Origin of the sequence: Camelimonas lactis (assembly GCF_004342915.1) — a bacterium.
In the GTDB taxonomy this organism is placed as follows: domain Bacteria; phylum Pseudomonadota; class Alphaproteobacteria; order Rhizobiales; family Beijerinckiaceae; genus Camelimonas; species Camelimonas lactis.
Genome location: NZ_SLWL01000014.1, coordinates 1 through 21,413, shown reverse-complemented (window position 1 = coordinate 21,413; position 21,413 = coordinate 1). Strand labels below are relative to the sequence as shown.

At 67.2% G+C, this 21,413-nt stretch carries 15 protein-coding genes and 1 tRNA gene; 9 read left to right on the top strand and 7 right to left on the bottom strand.

Annotated elements, in window-relative coordinates:
- The first annotated feature begins 288 nt into the window (after positions 1 to 288).
- Together EV666_RS14450 and EV666_RS14445 are read left to right on the top strand one after the other, a co-directional pair.
- Positions 289 to 2,103: an extracellular solute-binding protein gene (locus tag EV666_RS14450; RefSeq protein WP_165910031.1), complete on the top strand. Its 1,815-nt coding sequence runs from the start codon at positions 289 to 291 to the stop codon at positions 2,101 to 2,103.
- Between the two features lie 150 nt (positions 2,104 to 2,253).
- Positions 2,254 to 2,970, top strand: coding sequence for a DsbA family oxidoreductase (locus EV666_RS14445; RefSeq protein ID WP_132009521.1), 717 nt, complete (start codon positions 2,254 to 2,256; stop codon positions 2,968 to 2,970).
- 4 nt (positions 2,971 to 2,974) lie between these two features.
- On the opposite strand, the gene EV666_RS14440 is transcribed toward EV666_RS14445, so the two are convergent.
- Complete coding sequence (locus EV666_RS14440; RefSeq protein WP_132009518.1) at positions 2,975 to 3,460, bottom strand: MarR family winged helix-turn-helix transcriptional regulator; 486 nt, start codon at positions 3,458 to 3,460, stop codon at positions 2,975 to 2,977.
- A gap of 228 nt (positions 3,461 to 3,688) precedes the next feature.
- Between EV666_RS14440 and EV666_RS14435 the strand changes: the two genes are divergently transcribed.
- Positions 3,689 to 4,114 carry an organic hydroperoxide resistance protein gene (locus EV666_RS14435; protein ID WP_132009515.1) on the top strand — a complete coding sequence of 142 codons (426 nt, stop codon included), beginning with the start codon at positions 3,689 to 3,691 and terminating at the stop codon, positions 4,112 to 4,114.
- 94 nt (positions 4,115 to 4,208) lie between these two features.
- Here EV666_RS14435 and mfd read toward each other — a convergent pair whose 3' ends face one another.
- A complete protein-coding gene (gene mfd / locus EV666_RS14430; protein WP_132009512.1) occupies positions 4,209 to 7,733 on the bottom strand; it encodes a transcription-repair coupling factor in 3,525 nt (1,174 codons plus the stop codon).
- A 346-nt stretch (positions 7,734 to 8,079) separates the two neighbouring features.
- Complete coding sequence (locus EV666_RS14420) at positions 8,080 to 8,376, bottom strand: FAD assembly factor SdhE (protein ID WP_132009506.1); 297 nt, start codon at positions 8,374 to 8,376, stop codon at positions 8,080 to 8,082.
- A gap of 196 nt (positions 8,377 to 8,572) precedes the next feature.
- Between EV666_RS14420 and recG the strand changes: the two genes are divergently transcribed.
- Positions 8,573 to 10,693: an ATP-dependent DNA helicase RecG gene (gene recG, locus EV666_RS14415; protein WP_132009503.1), complete on the top strand. Its 2,121-nt coding sequence runs from the start codon at positions 8,573 to 8,575 to the stop codon at positions 10,691 to 10,693.
- Positions 10,694 to 10,791: 98 nt separating this feature from the next.
- Here recG and EV666_RS14410 read toward each other — a convergent pair whose 3' ends face one another.
- The 3 genes from EV666_RS14410 to glmU form a co-directional block, all read right to left on the bottom strand.
- The gene (locus tag EV666_RS14410) at positions 10,792 to 11,610 is read right to left on the bottom strand and encodes a DUF502 domain-containing protein (RefSeq protein ID WP_132009500.1); all 819 of its coding nucleotides are present in this window, start codon (positions 11,608 to 11,610) and stop codon (positions 10,792 to 10,794) included.
- Positions 11,611 to 11,703: 93 nt separating this feature from the next.
- Positions 11,704 to 13,530: a glutamine--fructose-6-phosphate transaminase (isomerizing) gene (gene glmS / locus EV666_RS14405; RefSeq protein WP_132009497.1), complete on the bottom strand. Its 1,827-nt coding sequence runs from the start codon at positions 13,528 to 13,530 to the stop codon at positions 11,704 to 11,706.
- A gap of 175 nt (positions 13,531 to 13,705) precedes the next feature.
- Complete coding sequence (gene glmU / locus EV666_RS14400; protein ID WP_132009494.1) at positions 13,706 to 15,064, bottom strand: bifunctional UDP-N-acetylglucosamine diphosphorylase/glucosamine-1-phosphate N-acetyltransferase GlmU; 1,359 nt, start codon at positions 15,062 to 15,064, stop codon at positions 13,706 to 13,708.
- A 555-nt stretch (positions 15,065 to 15,619) separates the two neighbouring features.
- Here glmU and EV666_RS14395 point away from each other — a divergent pair.
- The 5 genes from EV666_RS14395 to EV666_RS14375 all read left to right on the top strand — a co-directional run bounded on the left by EV666_RS14395 (position 15,620) and on the right by EV666_RS14375 (position 20,382).
- Positions 15,620 to 17,164, top strand: a complete 1,545-nt coding sequence (locus tag EV666_RS14395) for an OpgD/OpgG family glucan biosynthesis protein (RefSeq protein WP_132009491.1) — start codon at positions 15,620 to 15,622, stop codon at positions 17,162 to 17,164.
- Positions 17,140 to 19,335, top strand: coding sequence for a glucans biosynthesis glucosyltransferase MdoH (mdoH, locus tag EV666_RS14390; RefSeq protein ID WP_280990846.1), 2,196 nt, complete (start codon positions 17,140 to 17,142; stop codon positions 19,333 to 19,335). Before EV666_RS14395 ends, mdoH begins: the two co-directional genes overlap by 25 nt.
- 169 nt (positions 19,336 to 19,504) lie before the next feature.
- Entirely contained in the window at positions 19,505 to 19,777 is a 273-nt protein-coding gene (locus EV666_RS14385; protein WP_132009487.1) for a hypothetical protein, read from the top strand.
- Positions 19,778 to 19,981: 204 nt separating this feature from the next.
- Positions 19,982 to 20,191 (top strand): hypothetical protein, encoded by a 210-nt coding sequence (locus EV666_RS14380; protein ID WP_132009484.1) that lies wholly within the window; start codon positions 19,982 to 19,984, stop codon positions 20,189 to 20,191.
- A gap of 115 nt (positions 20,192 to 20,306) precedes the next feature.
- Positions 20,307 to 20,382 (top strand) — tRNA-Lys (locus EV666_RS14375).
- Positions 20,383 to 20,827: 445 nt separating this feature from the next.
- Here EV666_RS14375 and EV666_RS14370 read toward each other — a convergent pair.
- A complete protein-coding gene (locus EV666_RS14370; RefSeq protein ID WP_132009481.1) occupies positions 20,828 to 21,346 on the bottom strand; it encodes a hypothetical protein in 519 nt (172 codons plus the stop codon).
- Positions 21,347 to 21,413: the final 67 nt, after the last annotated feature.

The following is a 21,413-nucleotide window of genomic DNA, read 5'->3' as shown; positions in this document are numbered from 1 at the left end:
TTATCGCGAACCTCGCCGCCATGCCAGCCCCCTGGCGACCCTTCGGGAAAATTCGGCCGTGATCCTCACAAGCGGCGGCGTCCGCACCGGTCGCCACGGACGCAAATCCGCCGCGCGCGGTTCATAAACCCTGAACCAGCTGTTCTATAGCGTGATGCGTTCAAACAGGAACGCATCACGCTCCATGTTTTTAATATCGCGCGATTTTTACGAATAGCCGGTATCCACGTATTCGTGTCATGCTCCTGGGTGTCGTTCATGTTTGTGAGACTGGCTTTAGCGGGGTTTATGACCCTCATCCCGGCGACCATGGTGATGGCCGATGCTGGCCGGCCAGACGACGCGCCGCGCCCGCAGGCCCTGGCGATGCATGGCGAGCCAGCCCGGCCGCGCGGCCCTGACGGCGCGTTCCTGCCGCCACGGATCACCCCGACCCCGGCGCGGGGCGGCCGGCTGGTGATCGGGGTTCAGGGCGCCTTCGACAGCCTCAACCCGTTGACCATCAAGGGCATGACGGCGCCGGCCGGCATTGTCTCGCTTACCTTGCAGCCGTTGATGCGCCGGGCGCTGGACGAGCCATTCACGCTTTATCCGCTGGTGGCCCGCTCGATTGAGGTGGCGCCGGACCATTCGGCCGTCACCTTCCATCTGGACCCGCGCGCCCGCTTTTCCGATGGTCGGCCGCTGACGGCGGAGGACGTCCAGTTCACCTTCACATTGCTGCGCGCCCACGGGCGGCCCAATTATCGCAACGCCCTGGGCAAGGTGACCGCGATCCAGATCGCCGGCCCCCACGTCATCCGCTTCGAGCTCGCCGGCAACCAGGATCGTGAACTGCCGCTGATTCTGGCCATGGTTCCGGTGCTCCCCAAACACGCCATTGATCCGGAAACGTTTGGCCAGACGGGGTTCACCCCGCTGGTCGGCTCCGGGCCCTATACGGTTGGCGAGGTGCGCCCTGGGGAGAGCATCAGCTTTGTGCGTAATCGCGCCTGGTGGGGCGATGCGCTCGCCAGCGAACGCGGCTCCGCCAATTTTGATGAAATCCGTTACGACTATTTCCGCGACGCCACGGCGATGTTCGAGGCGTTCAAGGCCGGGCTGATCGACGTGCGCATCGAGACTGACCCACGGCGCTGGGCCAACGGCTACAATATTCCGGCGGTGCGATCGGGACAGATTATCCAGGAGAACGCGCCGTTCGCCGCGCCGAAGGGCATGTCCGGCTTTGTGTTCAACGAGCGTCGCCCGCTGTTTGGCGACGTGCGGGTGCGCGAGGCGTTGTCGTTCGCCTTTGATTTCGAATGGGTGAACCGCAATCTTTACAGCGGCCTTTACCGGCGCTCGGACAGCTATTTCGCTGATTCACGCCTCTCCGCCGCCGGCCGGCCGGCCGGCGCGCGCGAGCGCCAGCTGTTGCGGCCGTGGCCGGGCGCGGTGCGCGCCGACATCATGGAAGGCAAATGGACGCCAGCGCGCAGCAACGGCAGCGGCCGCGATCGCGCCAACCTGCAACGGGCGATCGACCTGCTGGCGACGGCTGGCTACCGGCTTGAGGGCGGCGTGATGCGCGATCGCAAGGGCGCGCCCCTTGCCTTTGAGGTGATGGTGACCGGGCGCGAGCACGAGCGCCTGGCGCTGGCCCTGTCGTCGGCGTTGCGGCGCATCGGCGTCAGGGTGCGCGTCCGCGTGGTCGATTCCGTGCAATATGAACGCCGGCGCCAGACCTTCGATTACGACATGATCATCGCTACCTGGCAAACATCGCCGTCGCCGGGCAACGAGCAGTATTTCCGCTGGGGATCGCGCGCCGCCGGCCAGCAGGCGTCGTTCAATTTTGCCGGCGCAAGATCGCCGGCCATCGACGCCATGATCGCCGCCATGCTGTCGGCCGGCGCCGAGGACGACTATGTCAGCGCCGTGCGGGCGCTCGACCGGGTTCTGCTATCCGGTTTCCACGTCATCCCGCTCTATTACGCGCCGCACATCTGGCTGGCGCGCTGGAAGCATGTGGGGCGTCCCGATCCGTTGCCCCTGCTCGGCGCCGCGCCTGAAACCTGGTGGCGCGCCGATATCCCCGCGACCGCCAGCCGCCAGCGCTAATCCGCGCTGCCTGTCAGCGGGCGGATAGGTTAGGATGCGTCAACACCGATTCAGGCCGACCGGGCTTTGCGCCATGTTTTGCCATGGCGCGACCCCGGCCAGCGTCGGCCGCATGTTCCGGAGAGGATGTGCGCCAGGAGGAGCAACGCCATGACCCAGGCCACATCCACCACCAGTGGCGTCGCGCCCGGTCCGCGCCAGTCTTTCCACATCGATGTGGTGTCGGATGTGGTCTGCCCCTGGTGTTTCATCGGCAAGAAACGGCTTGAGAAGGCCATCGCCCAATTGCCGGAACTGCGGATCACCGTCGGCTGGCATCCCTACCAGCTCGATCCGAACGTTCCGGCCGGCGGCGTTGACCGGCGCGAATATATGGAGCGCAAATTCGGTTCGCGTGAGAAAATTGCCGGCATCCACGAGCGCATCGCGGCTGAGGGCGCCAGGGAGGGGATCGCCTTCCGTTTCGACCTGATCAAACGTTCGCCCAACACGCTTGACGCGCACCGGCTGATCGGCTGGGCGGGCGCCGCTGGCGTGCAGGACGCGGTGGTCGAGGCGCTGTTCCACGCCTTCTTCATGGAAGGCCGCGACGTGGGCGACCAGGCGGTGCTGGTGGAGATCGCCGGGGCCTGCGGCATGGACCCCGGCCAGGTCGCGGCGCAACTGGCGACGGACGCCGACGCGGACATGGCGCGCCAGTCGATGGCCGCTGCGCGCGACATGGGCGTCACCGGCGTGCCCTGCTTCATTCTGGCCGATCGCCTCGCCCTGCCCGGCGCCCAGGACCCGGACGTGATCGTCCGCTACGTGCAGCGGCTGGCCCGGAAGATGCTGGAAGAGGCCACCAGCGCCGGCCCGGCCGGCTGAGGCTTCATTCAGCTTCGGGGCGCCCGCCGGCGTTCAACGCGTCCAGCAGCTTGCGGATATCGGCGTTGAGCGCCGCCAGCGCCGCCGGGTCGACATGGCAACGCGCCATCACCAGCGGCGCCAGGCAGCCCGTCTGGGCCCAGCGTTCCCGCCCCTGCTCCGTCAGCCGCACGCTGACCTGGCGTTCATCCTGCGGATTGCGGGCGCGCTCCGCCAGCCCCGCCGCCTCCAGGCGTTTGACCAGCGGCGTGATGGTGCTCGATTCGAGGCCGAGGCGCGCCGCGATCTGGCCGATGGTGCGGCCCTCCTGTTCGTGCAACGCCTGCAATACCAGAAACTGCGGATAGGTAATGCCCAGCCGGTCCAGCGTTGGCTTGTAGAGCCGGGTGATCGCCATGGAGGCTGCGTACAGCCCGAAGCACAGCTGCTCGTCCAGCGGCATGGGCGTGGGGGTATCCCCGGCGGGCAAAAGGGACGCGCGAATGTTCATGGAACTTGCATATCACACAAACATGTATCGCGATATATTTTCGCTTGACGGGCCGGCATGACCGGATCAGTTTGCTTATCGCGATAACGAATGAGGCCGGGCATGATCCCGGCCGGACGCGGCGCGATCCGGGTGGTCCGGCTCTGCGCATGGTCCCGGGGCGAAGCGATCGCCGCTCCGTTCAGGGACAACCCGTCCAGAAACGCCTGTCGCAGAAAGGTCCACGCCATGTCCATCGACGTCAAATACACCGCGACCGCCACCGCTACCGGCGGCCGTGACGGCACGGCCCGCTCGGACGACGGCCGGCTTGAGGTGAAGCTGTCCTCGCCCAGGGAGCTTGGCGGCGCCGGCGGCGACGGCACCAACCCGGAGCAGATGTTCGCGGCTGGCTATTCGGCCTGCTTCATCGGCGCCATGAAGGTCGCCGGCATGCAGCTGAAGATCAAGGTGCCGGACAATGCGTCGGTGACGGCGAAGGTCGGCATCGGGCCGCGTTCGGCCGGCGGCTTCGGCATCACCGCCGCCCTCGCCGTCAGCCTGCCCGGCCTCGACCGGGACCAGGCCCAGAAGGTGGTCGACACGGCCCACCAGATCTGCCCCTATTCCAACGCCACCCGCGGCAACGTCGACGTGAAGCTGACGGTGGTTTGAGCGCGGGCAGCCGGTCACGCCGGTCGCAGCCCACGGCCCCCCAACGCCCCAATGGCCGCGCCTGTCGCGGCCATTCCTGTTCTGAAGCGCGGCCTTACGCCGCCTGCTTTTCCGCCACCTTCACCAGATCGCGCATCAGGCGGCGGGCGCTCTTCAGGCGGCTGGCCGGGGTCGGCAGATCGTCATAGAAGAAAATGCTCATGTCCGGGCGCACCTTGGCCATCGAGCCCTGCTCGCCCAGCCAGGCCACCAGCCCATGCGGATTGGCGAACCTGCCGTCGCGGAAAGCCACGACGAGGCCCTTGGGGCCCGCCTCCAGCTTCGCCACATTGGCGCGCAGGCACAGGGCCTTGATCGCCATCAGCCTGAGCAGTTGCTCCACCTCCTCCGGCAACGGGCCGAAACGGTCGATCATCTCGGCGCCGAAGGCGTCGATCTGCTGGTCGTCTTCCAGCGTCGACAGGCGCTTGTAGAGGCCGAGGCGCAGCTGGATATCGCCCACATAGCTTTCGGGGATCATCACGGCGGCGCCCAGGGTGATGTTCGGTGACCAGGCTTCATCCGCGCTGTCGTCATCCTCCACGCCGGCCTTGAGCTGGGCCACGGCCTCTTCCAGCATCTGCTGGTAAAGCTCGTAGCCGACCTCGCGGATGTGGCCGGACTGCTCGTCGCCGAGCAGATTGCCGGCGCCGCGAATGTCCAGATCGTGGCTGGCGAGCTGGAAGCCGGCGCCGAGGGTGTCGAGGCTTTGCAGCACCTTCAGGCGGCGCTCGGCGGTGGCTGTCAGGGTGCGGTTGGCCGGGGTGGTGAACAGCGCCCAGGCGCGGGTCTTGGAGCGGCCGACGCGGCCGCGCAGCTGGTAGAGCTGGGCCAGACCGAACATGTCGGCGCGGTGGACAATCAGCGTGTTGGCGCTGGGGATGTCGAGACCGGATTCGATGATCGTCGTCGACAGCAGCACGTCATAGCGCCCCTCATAGAACGCCGTCATCACGTCCTCCAGCTGCCCGGCGCTCATCTGGCCGTTGGCCACGGCCACCTTCACTTCCGGCACGCTGCGGTCGAGGAACGCCTTGATCTCGGCGAGGTCATCAATGCGTGGAACCACATAGAACGACTGGCCGCCGCGATAACGCTCGCGCAGCAACGCCTCGCGGATCGACAGCTCGTCGAACGGCATGACGAAGGTGCGCACCGCCAGGCGGTCGACCGGCGGCGTGGCGATGATCGACAGTTCGCGCACGCCGGTCAGGGCCAGTTGCAGGGTGCGCGGGATCGGCGTCGCCGACAGGGTCAGCACGTGCAACTGGGCGCGCAGGGCCTTCAGGCGCTCCTTGTGGGCGACGCCGAAGTGCTGCTCCTCGTCCACCACCACCAGACCAAGCTCGCGGAAGCTGATGGTCTTGCCCAGCACGGCGTGGGTGCCGACAACGATATCCACCGTGCCGTCGGCGAGGCCGGCCTTCACCTGCTTCATCTCGGCGGCGGGGGTGAAGCGCGAGGCCTGGGCGATCTTCAGCGGCAGGCCTTTGAAGCGCTCCATGAAGCCATGGTAGTGCTGGCGGGCGAGCAGCGTCGTCGGCGCGATCACCGCCACCTGCTGGCCGCTCATGGCCACGGCGAAGGCGGCGCGCATCGCCACCTCGGTCTTGCCGAAGCCAACGTCGCCACACACCAGCCGGTCCATCGGCCGGCCCGAGGCCAGATCGGTCAGCACCGCGTCGATGGCGTTGAGCTGGTCCTCTGTCTCCTCATAGGGGAACCGCGCGACGAATTCGTCATACAGCCCCTGCGGCGGCGTGACGGCCGGGGCGGATTTGAGGGCGCGGGCGGCGGCGACCTTGATGAGCTCGCCCGCCATCATGCGGATGCGCTGCTTCAGCTTGGCCTTGCGCGCCTGCCAGGCGCCGCCGCCCAGCTTGTCGAGGGCGACGCTGGTGTCCTCCGAGCCGTAGCGCGATAGCAGCTCGATATTCTCCACCGGCAGGAACAGCTTGTCGCCGCCAGCGTAGTGCAACTCCAGGCAGTCATGCGGCGCGCCGCCGACGGCGATGGTCTTCAGGCCAACGAAACGGCCGATGCCGTGATCGACGTGAACGACGATGTCGCCCGCCGTCAGGCTGCCGACCTCGGCGATGAAATCCTGGGCGCGCTTCGACTTGCGCGCCTGGCGCACCAGCCGGTCGCCGAGAATGTCCTGCTCGCCGAGCACGCTGAGTTGCGGCGCATCGAACCCCGCCTCCAGCCCCCAGACGGCCATGGAGATCTGGCCGGCGGGCGCCGCGAGGGCGCGGGCGAGATCGGGAACCGGCGTCAGGCCGCGCACCTCGTGGTCGGCCAGCACATGGGCGAGCCGCTCGCGTGAGCCCTCGGACCAGGCGGCCAGCACCACCTTGCGGCCGCCCGCCGCCAGATCGCGGATATGGGTCGCGGCGGCCTCGAACACATTGGCGCTGTCGTCCGCCCGCTCCGGCGCGAAGCTGCGCGCCTGGCGCACGCCAAGATCGATGATATGGCCGGCGGAGGTTTCCGGACGGGCAAAGGCGGAGACAACGGCCGTATCCAGGCTGGCCAGCCGCTGCTTCCATTCGTCCATGGTGAGATACAGCGTCTCGGGACGGACAGGCTTGTAGGGCGCGCCGCCGCCGGCCTTCAGCGCCGCGACGCGGGCGTCGTAATAGTCGGAGATCTGGCTGATCCGCTCGCCGGCCGCATCGTCAAGCTGGGCGTCGAGCACGAACGGCGATCCGGCCAGATAGTCGAACAGCGTGTCCAGCTTCTTGTGGAACAGCGGCAGCCAGTGCTCCATGCCAGGGTGCCGCCGGCCCTCGCTCACCGCCTCATACAGCACGTCGTCGCGCGTGGCGGCCCCAAAGGCGGCCACATAGGCCTGGCGAAAGCGGGCCATGGTCTCGGTGGTGACCTGCACCTCGCTCATCGGCACCAGATCGAGCGCCCGCAACTGGCCCGTGGAGCGCTGGGTCTCCGGGTCGAACGGCCGGATCGATTCCAGCGTGTCGCCGAAGAAATCGAGGCGGATCGGCGCAGCCATGCCCGGGGCGTAGAGATCGAGAATGCCGCCGCGCTGGGCGTATTCGCCGGTGTCACGCACCGTGCCGGTGCGGGTGAAACCGTTGATCTCCAGCCATTTCACCAGCAAATTCAGGTCGATGGCATTGCCGGGCGCGGCCGAAAATGTCTCTTCGGCGATGCGGGCCAGCGGCGGCACACGCTGCACGGCGGCGTTCACCGTCGTCAGCACGATGCGCGGCCGCTCCTGCGATGAGCGGGTGCGGGCAAGACGCGCCAGCACGGTCATGCGCTTCGCGGTGATGGCGCTGGTTGGCGAAACGCGATCGTAGGGCTGGCAGTCCCACGAGGGAAAACTGAGCACCTCGATATCCGGCGCGACGAAGTTCAGGCCATTTTCAATCAGCGCCAGCCGCTGGCCGTCGCGGGCAATGAAGGTCAGCGCCGCCGGGGCGTCGGTCTTCTGCGACGCAGCCCGCGCCAGGTCCGCCAGAACCAGGGGGATGAAACTGTCCGGCGCATTGACGAGGACAGGCTTGCGCCCCTCCAGCAACTGGGCGACGGCGTTTTTCAGCGGAACAGGACTCATGGAACAGGACTCATCAGCGGAACACTTCTGGCTGGCGCATTTTCGGCAAAAGTGGGCGCCGCTTCTGCATCGTATCGTTCTGGAGGAAACCGGCGGCGGGCGCCGCCAGCGCGTCTGGTCGCAACGGAGCCGGCAGGACGCCAGCGGACTGGAAGAAGCTCAAGGCCGGTTGGCGGTCGTCAGGGCGGCTCTGCCCCAAACCAGGCGAGCTGCTCCGGTCAACGCACCCGGAAGCCTTTCGGGAAAGGCGGCCGGGCTTTCGTGAAAGCCCCCCAACAATGCGCCCCAACGCGTCCAGTTATGGAAAAACCGGACGCCGCGGCGGGCCGGAGCTCACCGGACGCGCCTAGATGAACACAGCGCCGGTGTGGCGATGGAATTCGCGAATCTGGCTGAACACTGGCGTGTCGAATTCCGCCGGCAACGCAAGCTCGCCGGTCAACCAGCTGAACACGTCGCGGTCCTGCGCCTCCAGCAGCGCCTCGATATCGTCGAGGTCCCGGGCGTCGAGCGCATCAATGCGCGCGTCGGCGAACTGGCCGAGCAGCAGGTCCATCTCGCGGGTGCCGCGATGCCATGACCGGTAGAGGATGCGGCGACGGCGCTCATCCAGGCCGGCGCTGCTGCGCATGGTTCCGCTCATGACCGTCTCCCAAAGTTGCCGCCAGACCATTCAGGCGGGCCAGGCCTGCGCTACCTGACAGGATGCCCTGCATCTCGCCGGGCCAACGCCTGGGCTATATAGTCCTGACAGCGCGGCGTGTCAGCCACAACCCGCCAGGCCCGTTCCACGGGCATGTTTCGCCCGCCCGCCTCACCTCCGGCCGCACAAGGATTTCATGCGCCCTTCCGTGCTCGATCCCCTGTTCGCTCCCATCACCGCTCTTCCCGGCGTTGGGCCGCGCGTCGGCGCGCTGTTCGACCGGTTGCTTGGAGCGCCCGGGCGTCCGGCGCGCGTCATCGACCTGCTGTTTCACACGCCCGGCGGCGTCATCGACCGGCGGAGCCGGCCGCGCATCATTGATGCGCCGGTGGGAACGGTGGTGACGCTGGACGTGCGCGTCGTCTCCCATGCCGCGCCGCCGGCGCGCAGTGGCTCCAGGGCGCCCGCACGCGTGGTGGTGGAGGATGACACCGGCGACGTAACCCTGGTGTTTTTTGGCGGTTCCCGGCAGCGTCTGGAGGCGCAATTGCCGGTTGGCGAAAGGCGCATCGTTTCCGGCCGCATCGAGCTTTGGGACGGCCGTCGCCAGATGGCGCACCCGGACCTGATCCTGCGGCCGGAGGAACTGGAAGGCGCCAGCCTTATCCAGCCCGTGTATCCGCTGACGGAAGGTCTGGGGGGGCGACTGGTGCAAAAGGCCGCCGCCGCCGCCCTCGATCGCCTGCCCGACATGCCGGAATGGCAGGACCAGGACCTGCGCGGCGCGCTGCCGCCTTTCGCGACGGCGTTGCGGCTTGTGCACCAGCCGCAGGAGGTTTTCGCTGAACACGCCGATGCCGGCGACGCGGGGGAGCCCGACCCGGCCCGCCGTCGCCTCGGCCTCGATGAGGTGCTGGCCACCCAGCTGGCCCTTGGGCTGATGCGCCAGAACCGGCGCAAGGCGCGCGGTCGCGCCCACGCGGGCGATGGCCGCCTGGTGCGGGCGCTGCTGGCGCAAATTCCCTTCGATCTCACCGGCGCGCAGAAGACCGCCCTGGACGAGATCTGGCGCGATCTGGCGTCGCCGGAGCGGATGCTGCGTCTGCTGCAGGGCGATGTCGGCTCGGGCAAGACCATTGTCGCCTTGCTGGCCATGGCGCGGGTGGTGGAAAGCGGCCGCCAGGCGGCGCTGATGGCGCCGACCGAAATTCTCGCCCGCCAGCACTACGAGCGCATCGCTCCTCTGGCGGAGGCCGTTGGCATTCGCGCCGGCGTGTTCACCGGACGCGACAAGGCGGCGGCGCGGCGCAAGATCCTGGAGCAGGTGGCGGCGGGTGACATTGATATCGTTGTCGGCACCCACGCGCTGTTCCAGGAAGCCATCGCCTTTCGCGATCTGGGACTGGCGGTGGTGGACGAGCAGCACCGTTTCGGCGTGCAGCAGCGGCTGGCGCTGGGCGAGAAAAGCCCGGACGCCGACATGCTGCTGATGACGGCGACGCCGATTCCGCGCACCCTGGTGCTGACTTTCTACGGCGACATGGAGGCGTCGCTGCTGAACGAGAAGCCGCCCGGGCGCACGCCGGTGACCACCCGCGCCGCGCCGCTGGAGCGGCTGGATGAGGTGACGGCCGCCGTCGGCCGCGCCATCCAGAGCGGGGCCCGCGTCTACTGGATCTGCCCGCTGGTGGAGGAATCGGAGGCGCTGGACGTGGCGGCCGCCGAGGAGCGTCACGCCTTCCTGCGCGAGCGGCTGGGGCCGACAGTGGGGATGCTGCACGGCAGGATGAACGCCCGCGACAAGGACGCGGCGATGCAGCGCTTCGCCAGCGGCGCCGACAATGTGCTGGTGGCGACGACGGTGGTCGAGGTGGGCGTCGATGTGCCGGAAGCGACGATCATGGTGATCGAGCACGCCGAGCGCTTCGGCCTCGCCCAGCTGCACCAGCTGCGCGGTCGCGTCGGGCGTGGGTCTGGAGCATCCAGCTGTGTGCTGCTGTATCGCGGCCCGCTTGGCCAGGTCGCGGAAGCGCGCCTGCGCATCATGCGCGAGACCGAGGATGGTTTCCGCATCGCCGAGGAAGACCTGAGGCTGCGCGGCCAGGGCGAAATCCTGGGCACCCGCCAGTCCGGCGCGCCGGATTTCCGCTTCCTGCGTCCCGAGCACGACGTGGATCTGATCGCCTCGGCGCGGGATGAGGCGAAGCTGATCCTCGCCCGTGATCCTGACCTGACCAGCCCGCGCGGTCAGGCGCTCCGGATGCTGCTCTACCTTTTCGGTCGCGACGAGGCGATCCGGCTGCTGCGCGCCGGCTAAAGCGCTTTGCGGTCAGCCGGAACCAGCTGGTCGATCAGAATGCGCGCATAACAAAGGAAGCTGGAGCCGTATGCGATACAGACAGATCGAAAACGGTTCTAGCCGGACGCCGGCTTTTCCGGCAGCGGCGCATCGGCCGGCGTATCGGGATCGTCCATCATCGCCTGCATGCGCCGCTGGTGCTCCTCCGGCTGGATGAGGCCGGCGGACATGACCAGCTTGGCCGCCTCATCCACCGAGATAGAAACCTCGACGATATCCTTGCGCGGCAAATAGAAAAAGAAACCGGTTGTCGGGTTGGGAGAACAGGGCAGAAACACGCCCACATAGCCAGCGTCGGCGCCGCCGGGCAGCGGTCGCGCCATGTCGGGCGGTGGCGGCGACGAGACAAAAACGATTGACCAGGTTCCCGGGGTCGGAAACTGCACCAGCGCCACCTTGCGAAACGATGTGCCGCCTGGCGAAAACGCCGTTTCGAAAATCTGCTTGATGCCGCGATACAGACCGCTGACCACGGGCATGCGCTCCAGCAGGGTTTCGCTGGAGCTGACCAGCGTGCGGCCCACCAGGTTCGCGGTAAGAAAACCGAGCAGCGTCAGGGCGATCAGCGCCACCGCCAGGCCGAAACCAGGCACCGACACGCTGAGGTAGGCGTCCGGCCAGTAGCGGTCGGGAACGAACGGTTTCACCCAGCCGTCGATGGCCCCGACGATCCACCAGGTGATGTAAATCGTCAGCGCCAGCGGGCCGGCGACGATCAGGCCGGTGAGGAAATAATTGCGCAGCCGCGCCCGGGCCGAAAACAGCCGCCCACGCGAGGCCGCGGCGGCGACCACGGCCGGCGGCGGCGTGGGCGGGGCTTGCCGGGACGCCGCATTATCCTCAGGCGATTCGGGTTCGCGCTGGCCGTCGGTCATTCAGGGCATCCATGCGGTCTATGCTGCATTTGTCCTGTTATATGATCTGGTTATGGCGATCTGTTCAGGCAGGAATACAACCGCTTCAACCCTTCACTCCACCGTGACTGATTTGGCCAGGTTCCGCGGCTGGTCGACATCTTTACCCATGAAAACCGCCACGTGATAGGCCAGCAACTGGATCGGCGCCGCGTAAACAATTGGCGCCACCACCGGATCGATATCCGGCATGGTCAACGCCGCCACATTGTCGAGGCCGGTCTGGCGCACGGCGTCGCCATCGCCGATCAGGATAATGCGTCCGCCGCGGGCGGCGACCTCCTGGATATTGGAGACAGTCTTGTCCATCAGCTCATCGCGCGGCGCGATGACGATGACCGGCATGTCCTCGTCCACCAAAGCGATGGGACCGTGCTTGAGCTCGCCAGCGGCGTAGCCCTCGGCGTGAATGTAGGAGATTTCCTTGAGCTTGAGGGCGCCTTCCAGCGCCAGCGGAAACGCCGGTCCACGGCCGAGATAAAGCACGTCGCGGGCGCGGGAGAGATCGCGCGACATCTGCTCAATGTCGTGCTCCAGCTTCAGCGCTTCGGAGAACTGGCCCGGCAGCCCCATCATCAGATCGGCGATGCGCGCCTCCTCCGCCTCCGACAGCACGCCGCGCTGGCGCCCGGCGTAGACGGCCAGCGACAGCAGCACGCTGAGCTGGCAGGTGAACGCCTTGGTCGAGGCGACGCCGATTTCCGGGCCCGCGAAGGTGGGCGCCACGGCGTCGCTTTCCCGGGCGATGGTCGAGGTGGTGACGTTGACCACCGACAGGATGCTCTGGCCCTGGGACCTGGCGTAGCGCAGCGAGGCGAGCGTATCGGCCGTTTCACCAGACTGGGAGATGAACAGCGCCAGGCCGCCTGGCGTCATGGGGGCCTCGCGGTAACGGAACTCCGAGGCGACGTCGATGTCCACCGGCAGCCGCGCCAGCCGCTCGAACCAGTAACGGGCCACATAGCCGGCGAGATAGGCGGTGCCGCAGGCACAGATGGTCAGGCGCTGCAGGTTGGCGAAGTCTATGGCGCCAAGCTCGGGAAACTGGAAGCGGTTGGCCGAGGCGTCGAGATAATGGGCGACCGTGCGGCCCACCACCTCGGGTTGCTCCCAGATTTCCTTCACCATGAAGTGGCGATAATTGCCCTTGTCGGCGACGAAGGCGCCTGGCGCCAGCCGCTGGCGCTGGCGCGCGACCTGGAAGCCGGCGGCGTCGTAAATCTCCGCGCCAGCGCGGGTGATGACAGCGTAGTCGCCCTCGTCCAGGTAAAGCAGGTCATCGGTAAACGGCGCCAGCGCCAGGGCGTCGGAGCCGAGGAACATCTCGCCGTCGCCAAAACCGAGAGCCAGCGGCGCGCCATGGCGGGCGCCAATCAGCAGATCGTCCTCGCCGGCGAACAGGAAGCCCAGCGCGAAGGCGCCGCGCAGACGCGGCAGCACATTGGCCACGGCGCGCACCGGGGGATGGCCGCGCTCCAGCTCGCGGCTGACCAGGCGGACCACCACCTCGGTGTCGGTTTCCGATTCGAAACGCACGCCCTCGTCAGCCAGTTCGGCCCGCAGCTCGCGAAAATTCTCGATAATGCCGTTGTGGACCAGCGCCACCCGATCGGTGGCGTGCGGATGGGCGTTATCCTCCGTCGGCTTGCCGTGGGTCGCCCAACGGGTGTGGCCGATGCCGCTGGCGCCTGGCAGCGGCTGTTCGCGCAGGACATTTTCCAGGTTGCGCAGCTTGCCGGCGGCGCGCCGCCGCTCCAGAACGCCATTGTCGAGCGTGGCGATGCCGGCGGAATCATAGCCGCGATATTCGAGCCGCTTCAGCGAGTCGACCAGATCAGCGGCGACGTCATGCTTGCCGAGAATGCCGATGATGCCACACATGTCTCTGTTCACCTGAAAGCTGGAATGGCGATGCGCCAGGGATCTTCGCTCCGGTCAGAAACGCCGGAGCCGCGCGCTGAAGTTGCGATGCCTGAAGGAAATGGCGGCGTCAGACAAATCAAAAAACCTGACGGATTATGACGCCGGCCCCGATTCCCGGCGGCCGGCGGCGGGCTCACTTCTTGCGGCTGGCGTTCCTGGCGCGGAACTCCGCCGCCCAGCCGGGTTTCTCCATCTGACGTCCCCGCGCCAGGGCGAGGGCGTCCGGCGCCACATCGGCGGTGATGACTGAGCCCGTGCCGATATAGGCGCCGTCTCCCAGGGTCACCGGGGCGACCAGGGATGAGTTCGAGCCAACAAAAGCGCCCTTGCCGACCACGGTTTTTGCTTTGCCGAAACCGTCATAGTTGCAGAAGATCGTGCCGGCGCCGATGTTGGCGCCCTCGCCGACCACGCCGTCGCCCAGATAAGCCAGATGGTTGGCCTTGGCGCCGGCGCCCATCACCGTGTTCTTGAGCTCGACGAAATTGCCGACGCGGGCTTTCGCGCCCACATCGGCGCCGGGACGCAGGCGGGCATACGGGCCGATGTCGGCCCCCTCGCGGACAATGGCGCCTTCCAGGTGCGAGAAAGCATGGATGGTCGCGCCGGCCTCCACGGTGACGCCGGGGCCGAACACCACATGCGGCTCCACGGTGACGTCGCGGCCAAGCCGGGTGTCGGCGCTGAAATAGACGCTGTCGGGGTCCTGCAACGTGGCGCCGCCGAGCATGGCCGCCCGGCGCAGCCGCCGCTGGATTTCCGCCTCCGCCACGGCGAGCTGGGCGCGGTCGTTGACGCCCATTACCTCCGATTCCGGGGCGACGGTCACCGCGGCGCGCAGGCCGAGCCCCCGGGCAATGTCGACGGCGTCGGTGAGATAGAACTCACCCTTGGCGTTGTTGGGCTCGATGCGCTCCAGAATGCTGAGGGCATGGGCCCCGGACAGGGCCATCAGCCCGGCGTTGCACAGGGTGATGGCGCGTTCGGCCTCATCGGCGTCCTTTTCCTCGCGGATCGCCGCCAGATCCTCGCCATGGCGGACGAGACGGCCATAACCGAAGGGATTGGCGGCCTCGAAGCCCAGCACCGCCACGGCGACATTGCCGCCAAGCAGGCCATGCAGGCGCGCCAGGGTTTCCGGCTGGATCAGCGGCGTGTCGCCAAACGCCACAACGATATCGACGTTGTCCGCCGCGATGTCGTCGCGCGCCGCCAGCACCGCGTGCGCCGTGCCGAGCCGCTCGCGCTGTTCGCGCAACACGGCGCCAGGCGCGACCCGGCGCGCCTCATCCGCCACATCGGCCCGGCCCGGCCCGACCACCACGACCACGTCGCGGGCGCCGGCGGCCTCCAGGGCGTGCAGCACATGGGCGACCATCGAGCGGCCGGCGATACGATGCAGCACCTTTGGCATGGCCGATTGCATGCGCGTGCCCTCGCCGGCGGCGAGAACGATGGCGCGGAACGGGGCGACGGCGTGAGACGCGGTCATGAACGGACGATGCTCCTGGGTGCGGGTTGCGGCGAAGGAACCGTCCGCCGGAAAGCGCGGGGGCTGACGGAATTTATGGCAATCACGGAAAAACACGGGCGCGCCCGCTTCCGGCTGGCCATCGTCTTCCGGGCGTCTGACGCCGCCTGTCTATTAAACCATGATTCCCCACGCACAAATCATCCGGCTTCCTTGCCCCGCGCCACAGGCTCGCCGGCCAGCCTCTGGCGCCGGCAAGCCGCGCGCGAGGAATGAGAAATGACGCGGCCCTGAGGCGATCGGGAGTGGGGACAAAACGGCCCGCGCTCCTGCTATCACTTCAAGGGGGTCTTTAAACCGGCAAGGGCCTGTGAGACAGCTGCCGCCGGACGGGACAGGGGATTCCATTTGGTTTCCTGTCTTGAAACCGCCGCTTTTCACCGCATGGTCCGCCCGGGCCGGCCAGCTCCGCCCGTGATGGCCGGAGCCATTGCAAGAAGCTGGCGATAAGTCATAATTTTCATTGTTCGCGCTTCAACGGGATGGCGCGGCGCCTTAACGCTGGTTCAGATGAGCATGATCAACCGCAGGCAGCTGATGTGGTCCGGCGCGGTCGCCGCGCTCGCGGCGTCGACCGGAAGGGGCGACGCGCAGACGACGGACGCCAGTGGCTCGCAGGCGGCGGCCGGAAACGGCGGCAATTTCGAGCCTGGCCATGTGGTGGACCTGGCCCGGCAACTCGCCATGCGCCCGTTCACCGCCCCGCCGGTTGATCTCCCCGACCAGCTCGCCAACCTGACTTACGACCAGTATGTCGGCATCCGCGCCAGGCCCGAAGGCCTGCTCTGGTCGGGCCAGCAACGTGGTTTCGTCGTCGAGCCGTTGCCGCGCGGCGCACTGTTCAAGGACCATGTGGTGCTTTACGTGGTCGTTGACGGCCAGGTCCAACGCGCGCCTTACAAGTCGGCGAATTACGATTTCGGCGCGCTGCCCGCCCCGCCCGAAGGCAAGGACATCGGTTTTTCGGGCTTCCGGATTTTCGCCGGCAATGGCGAGCGCCCGGTCCAGATGGCGATTTTCCAGGGAGCCACCTTCTATCGCGCCATGGCCCGGGGGCAGAATCTCGGGACGGTGGCGCGCACGCTGACCCTGCGGCCAGGCGAGGTCAAGGGTGAGGAAATTCCGGTTTTCCGCGCCTTCTGGATCGAGCAGCCGGCGTTGGCCGCCGAGACCCTGGTGATACACGCGCTGATCGAGTCCGAGAGCGTGACCGCCGCCGTCAGATACACGGTCCGCCCTGGCGACATGACCATTGTCGACGTCGAGGTCACCATGTTCACCCGCGTCGCCATTGATCACGTGGGCTGGGGCGGCCATGCCGGAACGTTCCTGTTCGGTCCGGCCAGCCAGCGCAACGTGGACGACGTGCGCGCCGCCGTTTTCGAGGTCAATGGCCTGCAGATCAGCAACGGGCGCGGCGAATGGTTATGGCGTCCGGTCGTCAATCCGCAACAGTTGCAGCTGTCGGCTTTCGTGGATTCCAGCCCGAAGGGGTTTGGGTTGCTGCAACGCGAGCGCAGCTTCGCCGCTTTTCAGGACGACAGCCAGCGTTTCGACCGGCGTCCCAGCGTCTGGGTCGAACCCCTGTCGGACTGGGGCGAAGGCTCCGTGCAACTGATCGAGATTCCGACCGAGTCGGATGTCAACGACAATATCATCGCCTACTGGCGGCCGAAGGCGGCGTTGGCCGCCGGGGCCGAGGCAACTTATGCCTACCGGCAATACTGGTGCTGGAGCATCCCCGAGCCGCCGCCACTGGCGCGGGTCAACCTGACGCGCACCGGCAAGGGACGGGGCGGCCGCCGGCGCAGGTTCCTGGTGGAATTTGTCGGCGACGCCCTGGCTGATCCCGGCCGGCTGGCGGAGCTGAAACCGGCGCTTGGCGCCGGCAAGGGCGCCGCCATCACCAACCTGAAGCTCTGGCCCTACCCCGAACGCAAGGTGATGCGGGTGGCGTTTGAGCTTGATCCGGGCGACGAGCCGCTCACCGAACTGCGCCTCGTGCTGGAGGCCGCTGGCAAGCCCCTGAGCGAGACATGGCTGTACAGATGGACCGCGTAGCAATTGTTGAGGAAAACGCGGCATCGCTGGCGCCGGCGGACGTCCGGGATCAGGGCGCGCCCGGGGCGCTGCCGCCGGAAAACAGGCTGGAGATGCCGACGCAATCCCTGCGTCGCTGGCGGCGTCGCGACGGCCGCCGCCCCCTTGGCAAGGTAGGGCCCGGGGCCGGAGGCTGGGTTGCCCGCTTCGTGGTGTTCGTCGGCGCGCTGGCCCTGACGCTCTATGGCGCGCGCGAGATGTATGAGGTGGTGTCGGTCAGCCGCACCACCTGGCTGCAGTGGGCGCTGCTGGCGCTGTTCACCATCAATTTTTCCTGGATCGCCATCGCGTTCACCAGCGCCATCGTCGGCTTTGTCGCCCTGCTGTTCCGGTCGCGCAAGACGCTCGCGGCGGTGAGCGGCCTGACCACCCGCACCGCGGTGGTGATGCCGGTTTACAACGAGGAAACCTCCCGCACCTTCGCCGCCCTGTTCGCGATGCGCGAAAGCATCGAGGCGACCGGCTGCGGCGAGGCTTTTGATTATTTCATCCTGTCGGACACGACCAACCCGGATGTCTGGGTGGCGGAGGAGCGGGCGTTTCTCGCCCTGCGCGAGCAGATGGGGCCAGGCGCGCGCCTGTATTACCGGCGCCGGCAAAAAAATACCCACCGCAAGGCCGGCAACATCGCCGATTTCGTCACCCGCTGGGGCGGCGCCTACGACCACATGCTGGTGCTGGACGCCGACAGCCTGATGACCGGAGACTGCATCGTCCGTCTCGCCGCCGCGATGGAGGCTGACCCGGACGCAGGCATTATCCAGACGTTGCCGCTGATCATCAACCGCAACACGCTGTTCGCCCGGTTGCAGCAGTTCGCCGCGCGGGTCTACGGCCCGGTGATCGCCACGGGCCTGTCCGTCTGGATGGGCAAGGACGGCAACTACTGGGGCCACAACGCCATCATCCGCACCCGGGCGTTCGCCGCCCATTGCGGCATGCCCGACCTCTCCGGCAAGCCGCCCTTCGGCGGCCATATCCTGAGCCACGATTTCGTCGAGGCGGCGCTGATCCGCCGCGCCGGCTGGACGGTTTACATGCTGCCGCACCTGGGCGGCAGCTACGAGGAAAGCCCGCCGTCGCTGATCGACCTGGCGACGCGCGACCGCCGCTGGTGCCAGGGCAATCTGCAGCACGCGCGCGTTATCGGCTCCGCCGGCCTGAAATGGGCGACACGGCAGCACTTCGCCACCGGCATCTTCTCCTATCTGGCCTCGCCATTGTGGCTGATGCAGCTGGTTATCGGCATCATCCTGGTGCTGCAGAGCCGGTATGTGCGGCCCGAGTACTTCAGCCAGGAATTCTCGCTGTTCCCCGCCTGGCCGCGGTTCGACCCGGAGCGAGCCCTGGCGCTGTTCGTGCTGACCATGGCCATCCTGCTGGCGCCGAAGCTGTTCGGCCTGATCCTGACGCTGACCAACGGTCAGGACCGGCGCGATGGCGGCGGCGCCATCCGCGTCATTATCTCGACCGTGTTCGAGACGATCATGTCCGCCCTGCTCGCCCCCATCATGATGGTGATCCAGTCCGGCGCGGTGGCGCAGATCCTGCTTGGCCGCGACACGGGCTGGAACCCGCAACGACGCGATGACGGCTCCATCGCCTTCCGGGACATTGTCCGGCGGCACTGGCAGCACATGGCGCTTGGCGTGGTGGCCGGCCTCACCGCGTTTCTCATCGCCACCTCGCTGGCCCTGTGGATGTCGCCGACCATTGTTGGCCTGCTGCTGGCAATCCCGATCTCGTGGATGAGCGGCAAGAAGTCCATTGGCCTGTTCCTGAAACGGATCGGCCTGCTGCTGACGCCAGAAGAAGTGGCGCCGCCGCCCGTGGTGACCCGCGCCAACACATTGCAGGAAAGCTTCGCGGCGCGTGGTTTCGATGAAGACGACGCCTTCGACGTCATGCGGCGGGCGCCCGAAATCCGCCAGGCTCATATCGCCATGCTGCCGCCCCGCCCGGCCCGCAAGCGCGGCCAGGTCGACCCCGAGCACGTGTTGGCCGAAGCCAAGCTGGCGGATGCTGAAACCGTGGCTGACGCCCGCAGCTGGCTTTCCCAGCGCGAGCGCATCGCGGTGCTGAATGATCCGCTGCTGCTGGCGAAGCTGGACAGGCTGAAGCCGGCCGCCTGACGGGCGCGGGATCACCCCGTCTTCACAATTTTGGAAGGCGCCACGGAATGGGCGCCGCCTTTCGCCAACGTGTCGACTGCATTTGAGTCGAATGCAACCAGATTCATAGGTCCGATGGCGCATGGGCGCTGACGCGTCCCATCGCGTCGGGCTGTAGCTGGAGCAAGATATGAAAGCGATATTCGGAGCAATCTTTGGAGCGGCGCTGGCCCTGGGCGTCGGCGCTGCCCAGGCGGCGCCAGTCCCGGTTGGTCCTGCTGCGGCGTCAAGCGTTGGCCTCCCGGTCGCCCAGGCGCAGTATCACCACCACCATCACCGCCGCCACTATCACCGGCCGCCGCCCCATTACCGCCATTACCACCGGCCGCCGCGCTATCACCACCGTCACTACCACCGGCCGCCGCACGCGCGGCATTACCACCGCCACCACCGTCGCTGGTGATCCCGGGTCAGCCCCGCCTTCAAGGCGGGGCTTTTCATTTGCCGCCGGGCGGACCCGCGCCATGACGGGCTTCCGGGCGGGCCCTGGACATGCCGAAAGCTCCTGCTAACCACGAATGGACACGGATCCGGATCCGCCGGATTCTCACGCACTGGTGACATGGTCATTCATGTTTCGTTTGCGGGCGTCGCGATACCAGAAGTCATGAACAACAATTTCCGCGCCTCCCCCCGCCCCGAACGGCGCCCCGCCGTTCAGGCGTTCGACCCGCACTTCGCCCCGTCGAAGTCGTTTGATGACGCGCTGTTTGGCGACATGCGCCAGACCACGCCGCCTCGCCGCGTCGTCGCCATGCCCCATCCCGCGGTCGGGGCGCACGGGCTGGCCGCAGGCGTGGCGCCGCGTCAGGGCTGATGCCCCTGAGCCTTGCCTCGCGCCGTCGCCAGGTCCTGTCACCGCGCATTGCCTGGGGACTGTCGCGCACGGCGGTTGACCGCAACGCCGTCTGCGCATATCACGGCCAGCGTGAGAGCGCGTAGCTCAGCCGGTAGAGCAACTGACTTTTAATCAGTAGGTCCAGGGTTCGAATCCCTGCGCGCTCACCACCAACGCCATGATATCGCGGCTTTACCGGCTACCGCATATCACGAGATGGCGCTGGTTTTCCGAACGGCCATCGTGGCCGCGCGCTGGTTTTTTGCAAGTCTCCTCCCGATTATTCAGGTGTGTTCTGGAAATCGCATGGCTGCCTCCGGCTGTCGCGTGACTGCCGGCCGTCTTCTGTTTTTATATACCCCATTCAGCGCCGTTCCCCCCTGCTGCCTTGTCGGCCAGGGCCGGTCCCCCGCGCTCCCGCCTGCGGGAAAAGCGGGCGGCGGCTGCAGGGCTGACGCCCGGCGGCGGATGATGATTGGCCAGGACCGGCAAGCGGTAACGACGGTCTTCCGGCTTGCAGGGCGTCTTGTCATTGTGAAGTAATCCGGCAAGGGGCGGATCAATGAGCGGCAGGGGGTGGCCCGGCAAGCCGCGTCCGCTCACCGGGCCGGATTTTCAGCCTGAAGATGGGGCCGGTTTCAGGTCGCCGAAGATATCGCGCGCCTTGCGGGCGACCTGATCGACCTCCGGCGCGTAGGGCAGCGCCAGCCGGTTATAAACGCCCTGGACCGTGCGGCTTTTCAGCTTCCGCCCCTTCTTCTGATAAAAAATCGAGCGGTTGGCCCGCGCCGCGCGAGGGAAAAGCCGGGCCGCTGGCGCGCCGGGTTTCGCCTGGGCCAGGGCGGCGAGCTTCGCCGCCTTCCGCGCACCGAGGAAATGCGCCGCATACAGATCGGTGTCGGTCGCATTCCGCTCCAGGTTGGCTTTCAGATAACCGGCGTCACGCCGCAGCATCTCGGCGGCCATGGCGGCGGCGATATCGGGGTTCTTGCGCAGGTTGAGGATACAGGCGCGCCGCGCGCTGTCCTCCACCTCGCCCGTCGGGCCAATAATGGCGGCCTCACGCGTCAGGCCGTGCCGGGCGCCAAACTCGCGCACGGCCGTCAGCTGCGTGTTCCACGGGATGGTGGGCACTGATTCCACCGGATGATGGGCGCGCGTTCCACGCGATCATGGGCAGCATTTCCACGGCATCGTGGGC

What these genes read in the sequence shown, in the direction of transcription:
- EV666_RS14450 (WP_165910031.1), top strand. Translation starts at nt 289, where the DNA reads ATGACCCTCATCCCGGCGACCATGGTGATGGCCGATGCTGGCCGGCCA.
- EV666_RS14445 (WP_132009521.1), top strand. Translation starts at nt 2,254, where the DNA reads ATGACCCAGGCCACATCCACCACCAGTGGCGTCGCGCCCGGTCCGCGC.
- EV666_RS14440 (WP_132009518.1), bottom strand. Translation starts at nt 3,460, where the DNA reads ATGAACATTCGCGCGTCCCTTTTGCCCGCCGGGGATACCCCCACGCCC.
- EV666_RS14435 (WP_132009515.1), top strand. Translation starts at nt 3,689, where the DNA reads ATGTCCATCGACGTCAAATACACCGCGACCGCCACCGCTACCGGCGGC.
- mfd (WP_132009512.1), bottom strand. Translation starts at nt 7,733, where the DNA reads ATGAGTCCTGTTCCGCTGAAAAACGCCGTCGCCCAGTTGCTGGAGGGG.
- EV666_RS14420 (WP_132009506.1), bottom strand. Translation starts at nt 8,376, where the DNA reads ATGAGCGGAACCATGCGCAGCAGCGCCGGCCTGGATGAGCGCCGTCGC.
- recG (WP_132009503.1), top strand. Translation starts at nt 8,573, where the DNA reads ATGCGCCCTTCCGTGCTCGATCCCCTGTTCGCTCCCATCACCGCTCTT.
- EV666_RS14410 (WP_132009500.1), bottom strand. Translation starts at nt 11,610, where the DNA reads ATGACCGACGGCCAGCGCGAACCCGAATCGCCTGAGGATAATGCGGCG.
- glmS (WP_132009497.1), bottom strand. Translation starts at nt 13,530, where the DNA reads ATGTGTGGCATCATCGGCATTCTCGGCAAGCATGACGTCGCCGCTGAT.
- glmU (WP_132009494.1), bottom strand. Translation starts at nt 15,064, where the DNA reads ATGACCGCGTCTCACGCCGTCGCCCCGTTCCGCGCCATCGTTCTCGCC.
- EV666_RS14395 (WP_132009491.1), top strand. Translation starts at nt 15,620, where the DNA reads ATGATCAACCGCAGGCAGCTGATGTGGTCCGGCGCGGTCGCCGCGCTC.
- mdoH (WP_280990846.1), top strand. Translation starts at nt 17,140, where the DNA reads ATGGCTGTACAGATGGACCGCGTAGCAATTGTTGAGGAAAACGCGGCA.
- EV666_RS14385 (WP_132009487.1), top strand. Translation starts at nt 19,505, where the DNA reads ATGAAAGCGATATTCGGAGCAATCTTTGGAGCGGCGCTGGCCCTGGGC.
- EV666_RS14380 (WP_132009484.1), top strand. Translation starts at nt 19,982, where the DNA reads ATGAACAACAATTTCCGCGCCTCCCCCCGCCCCGAACGGCGCCCCGCC.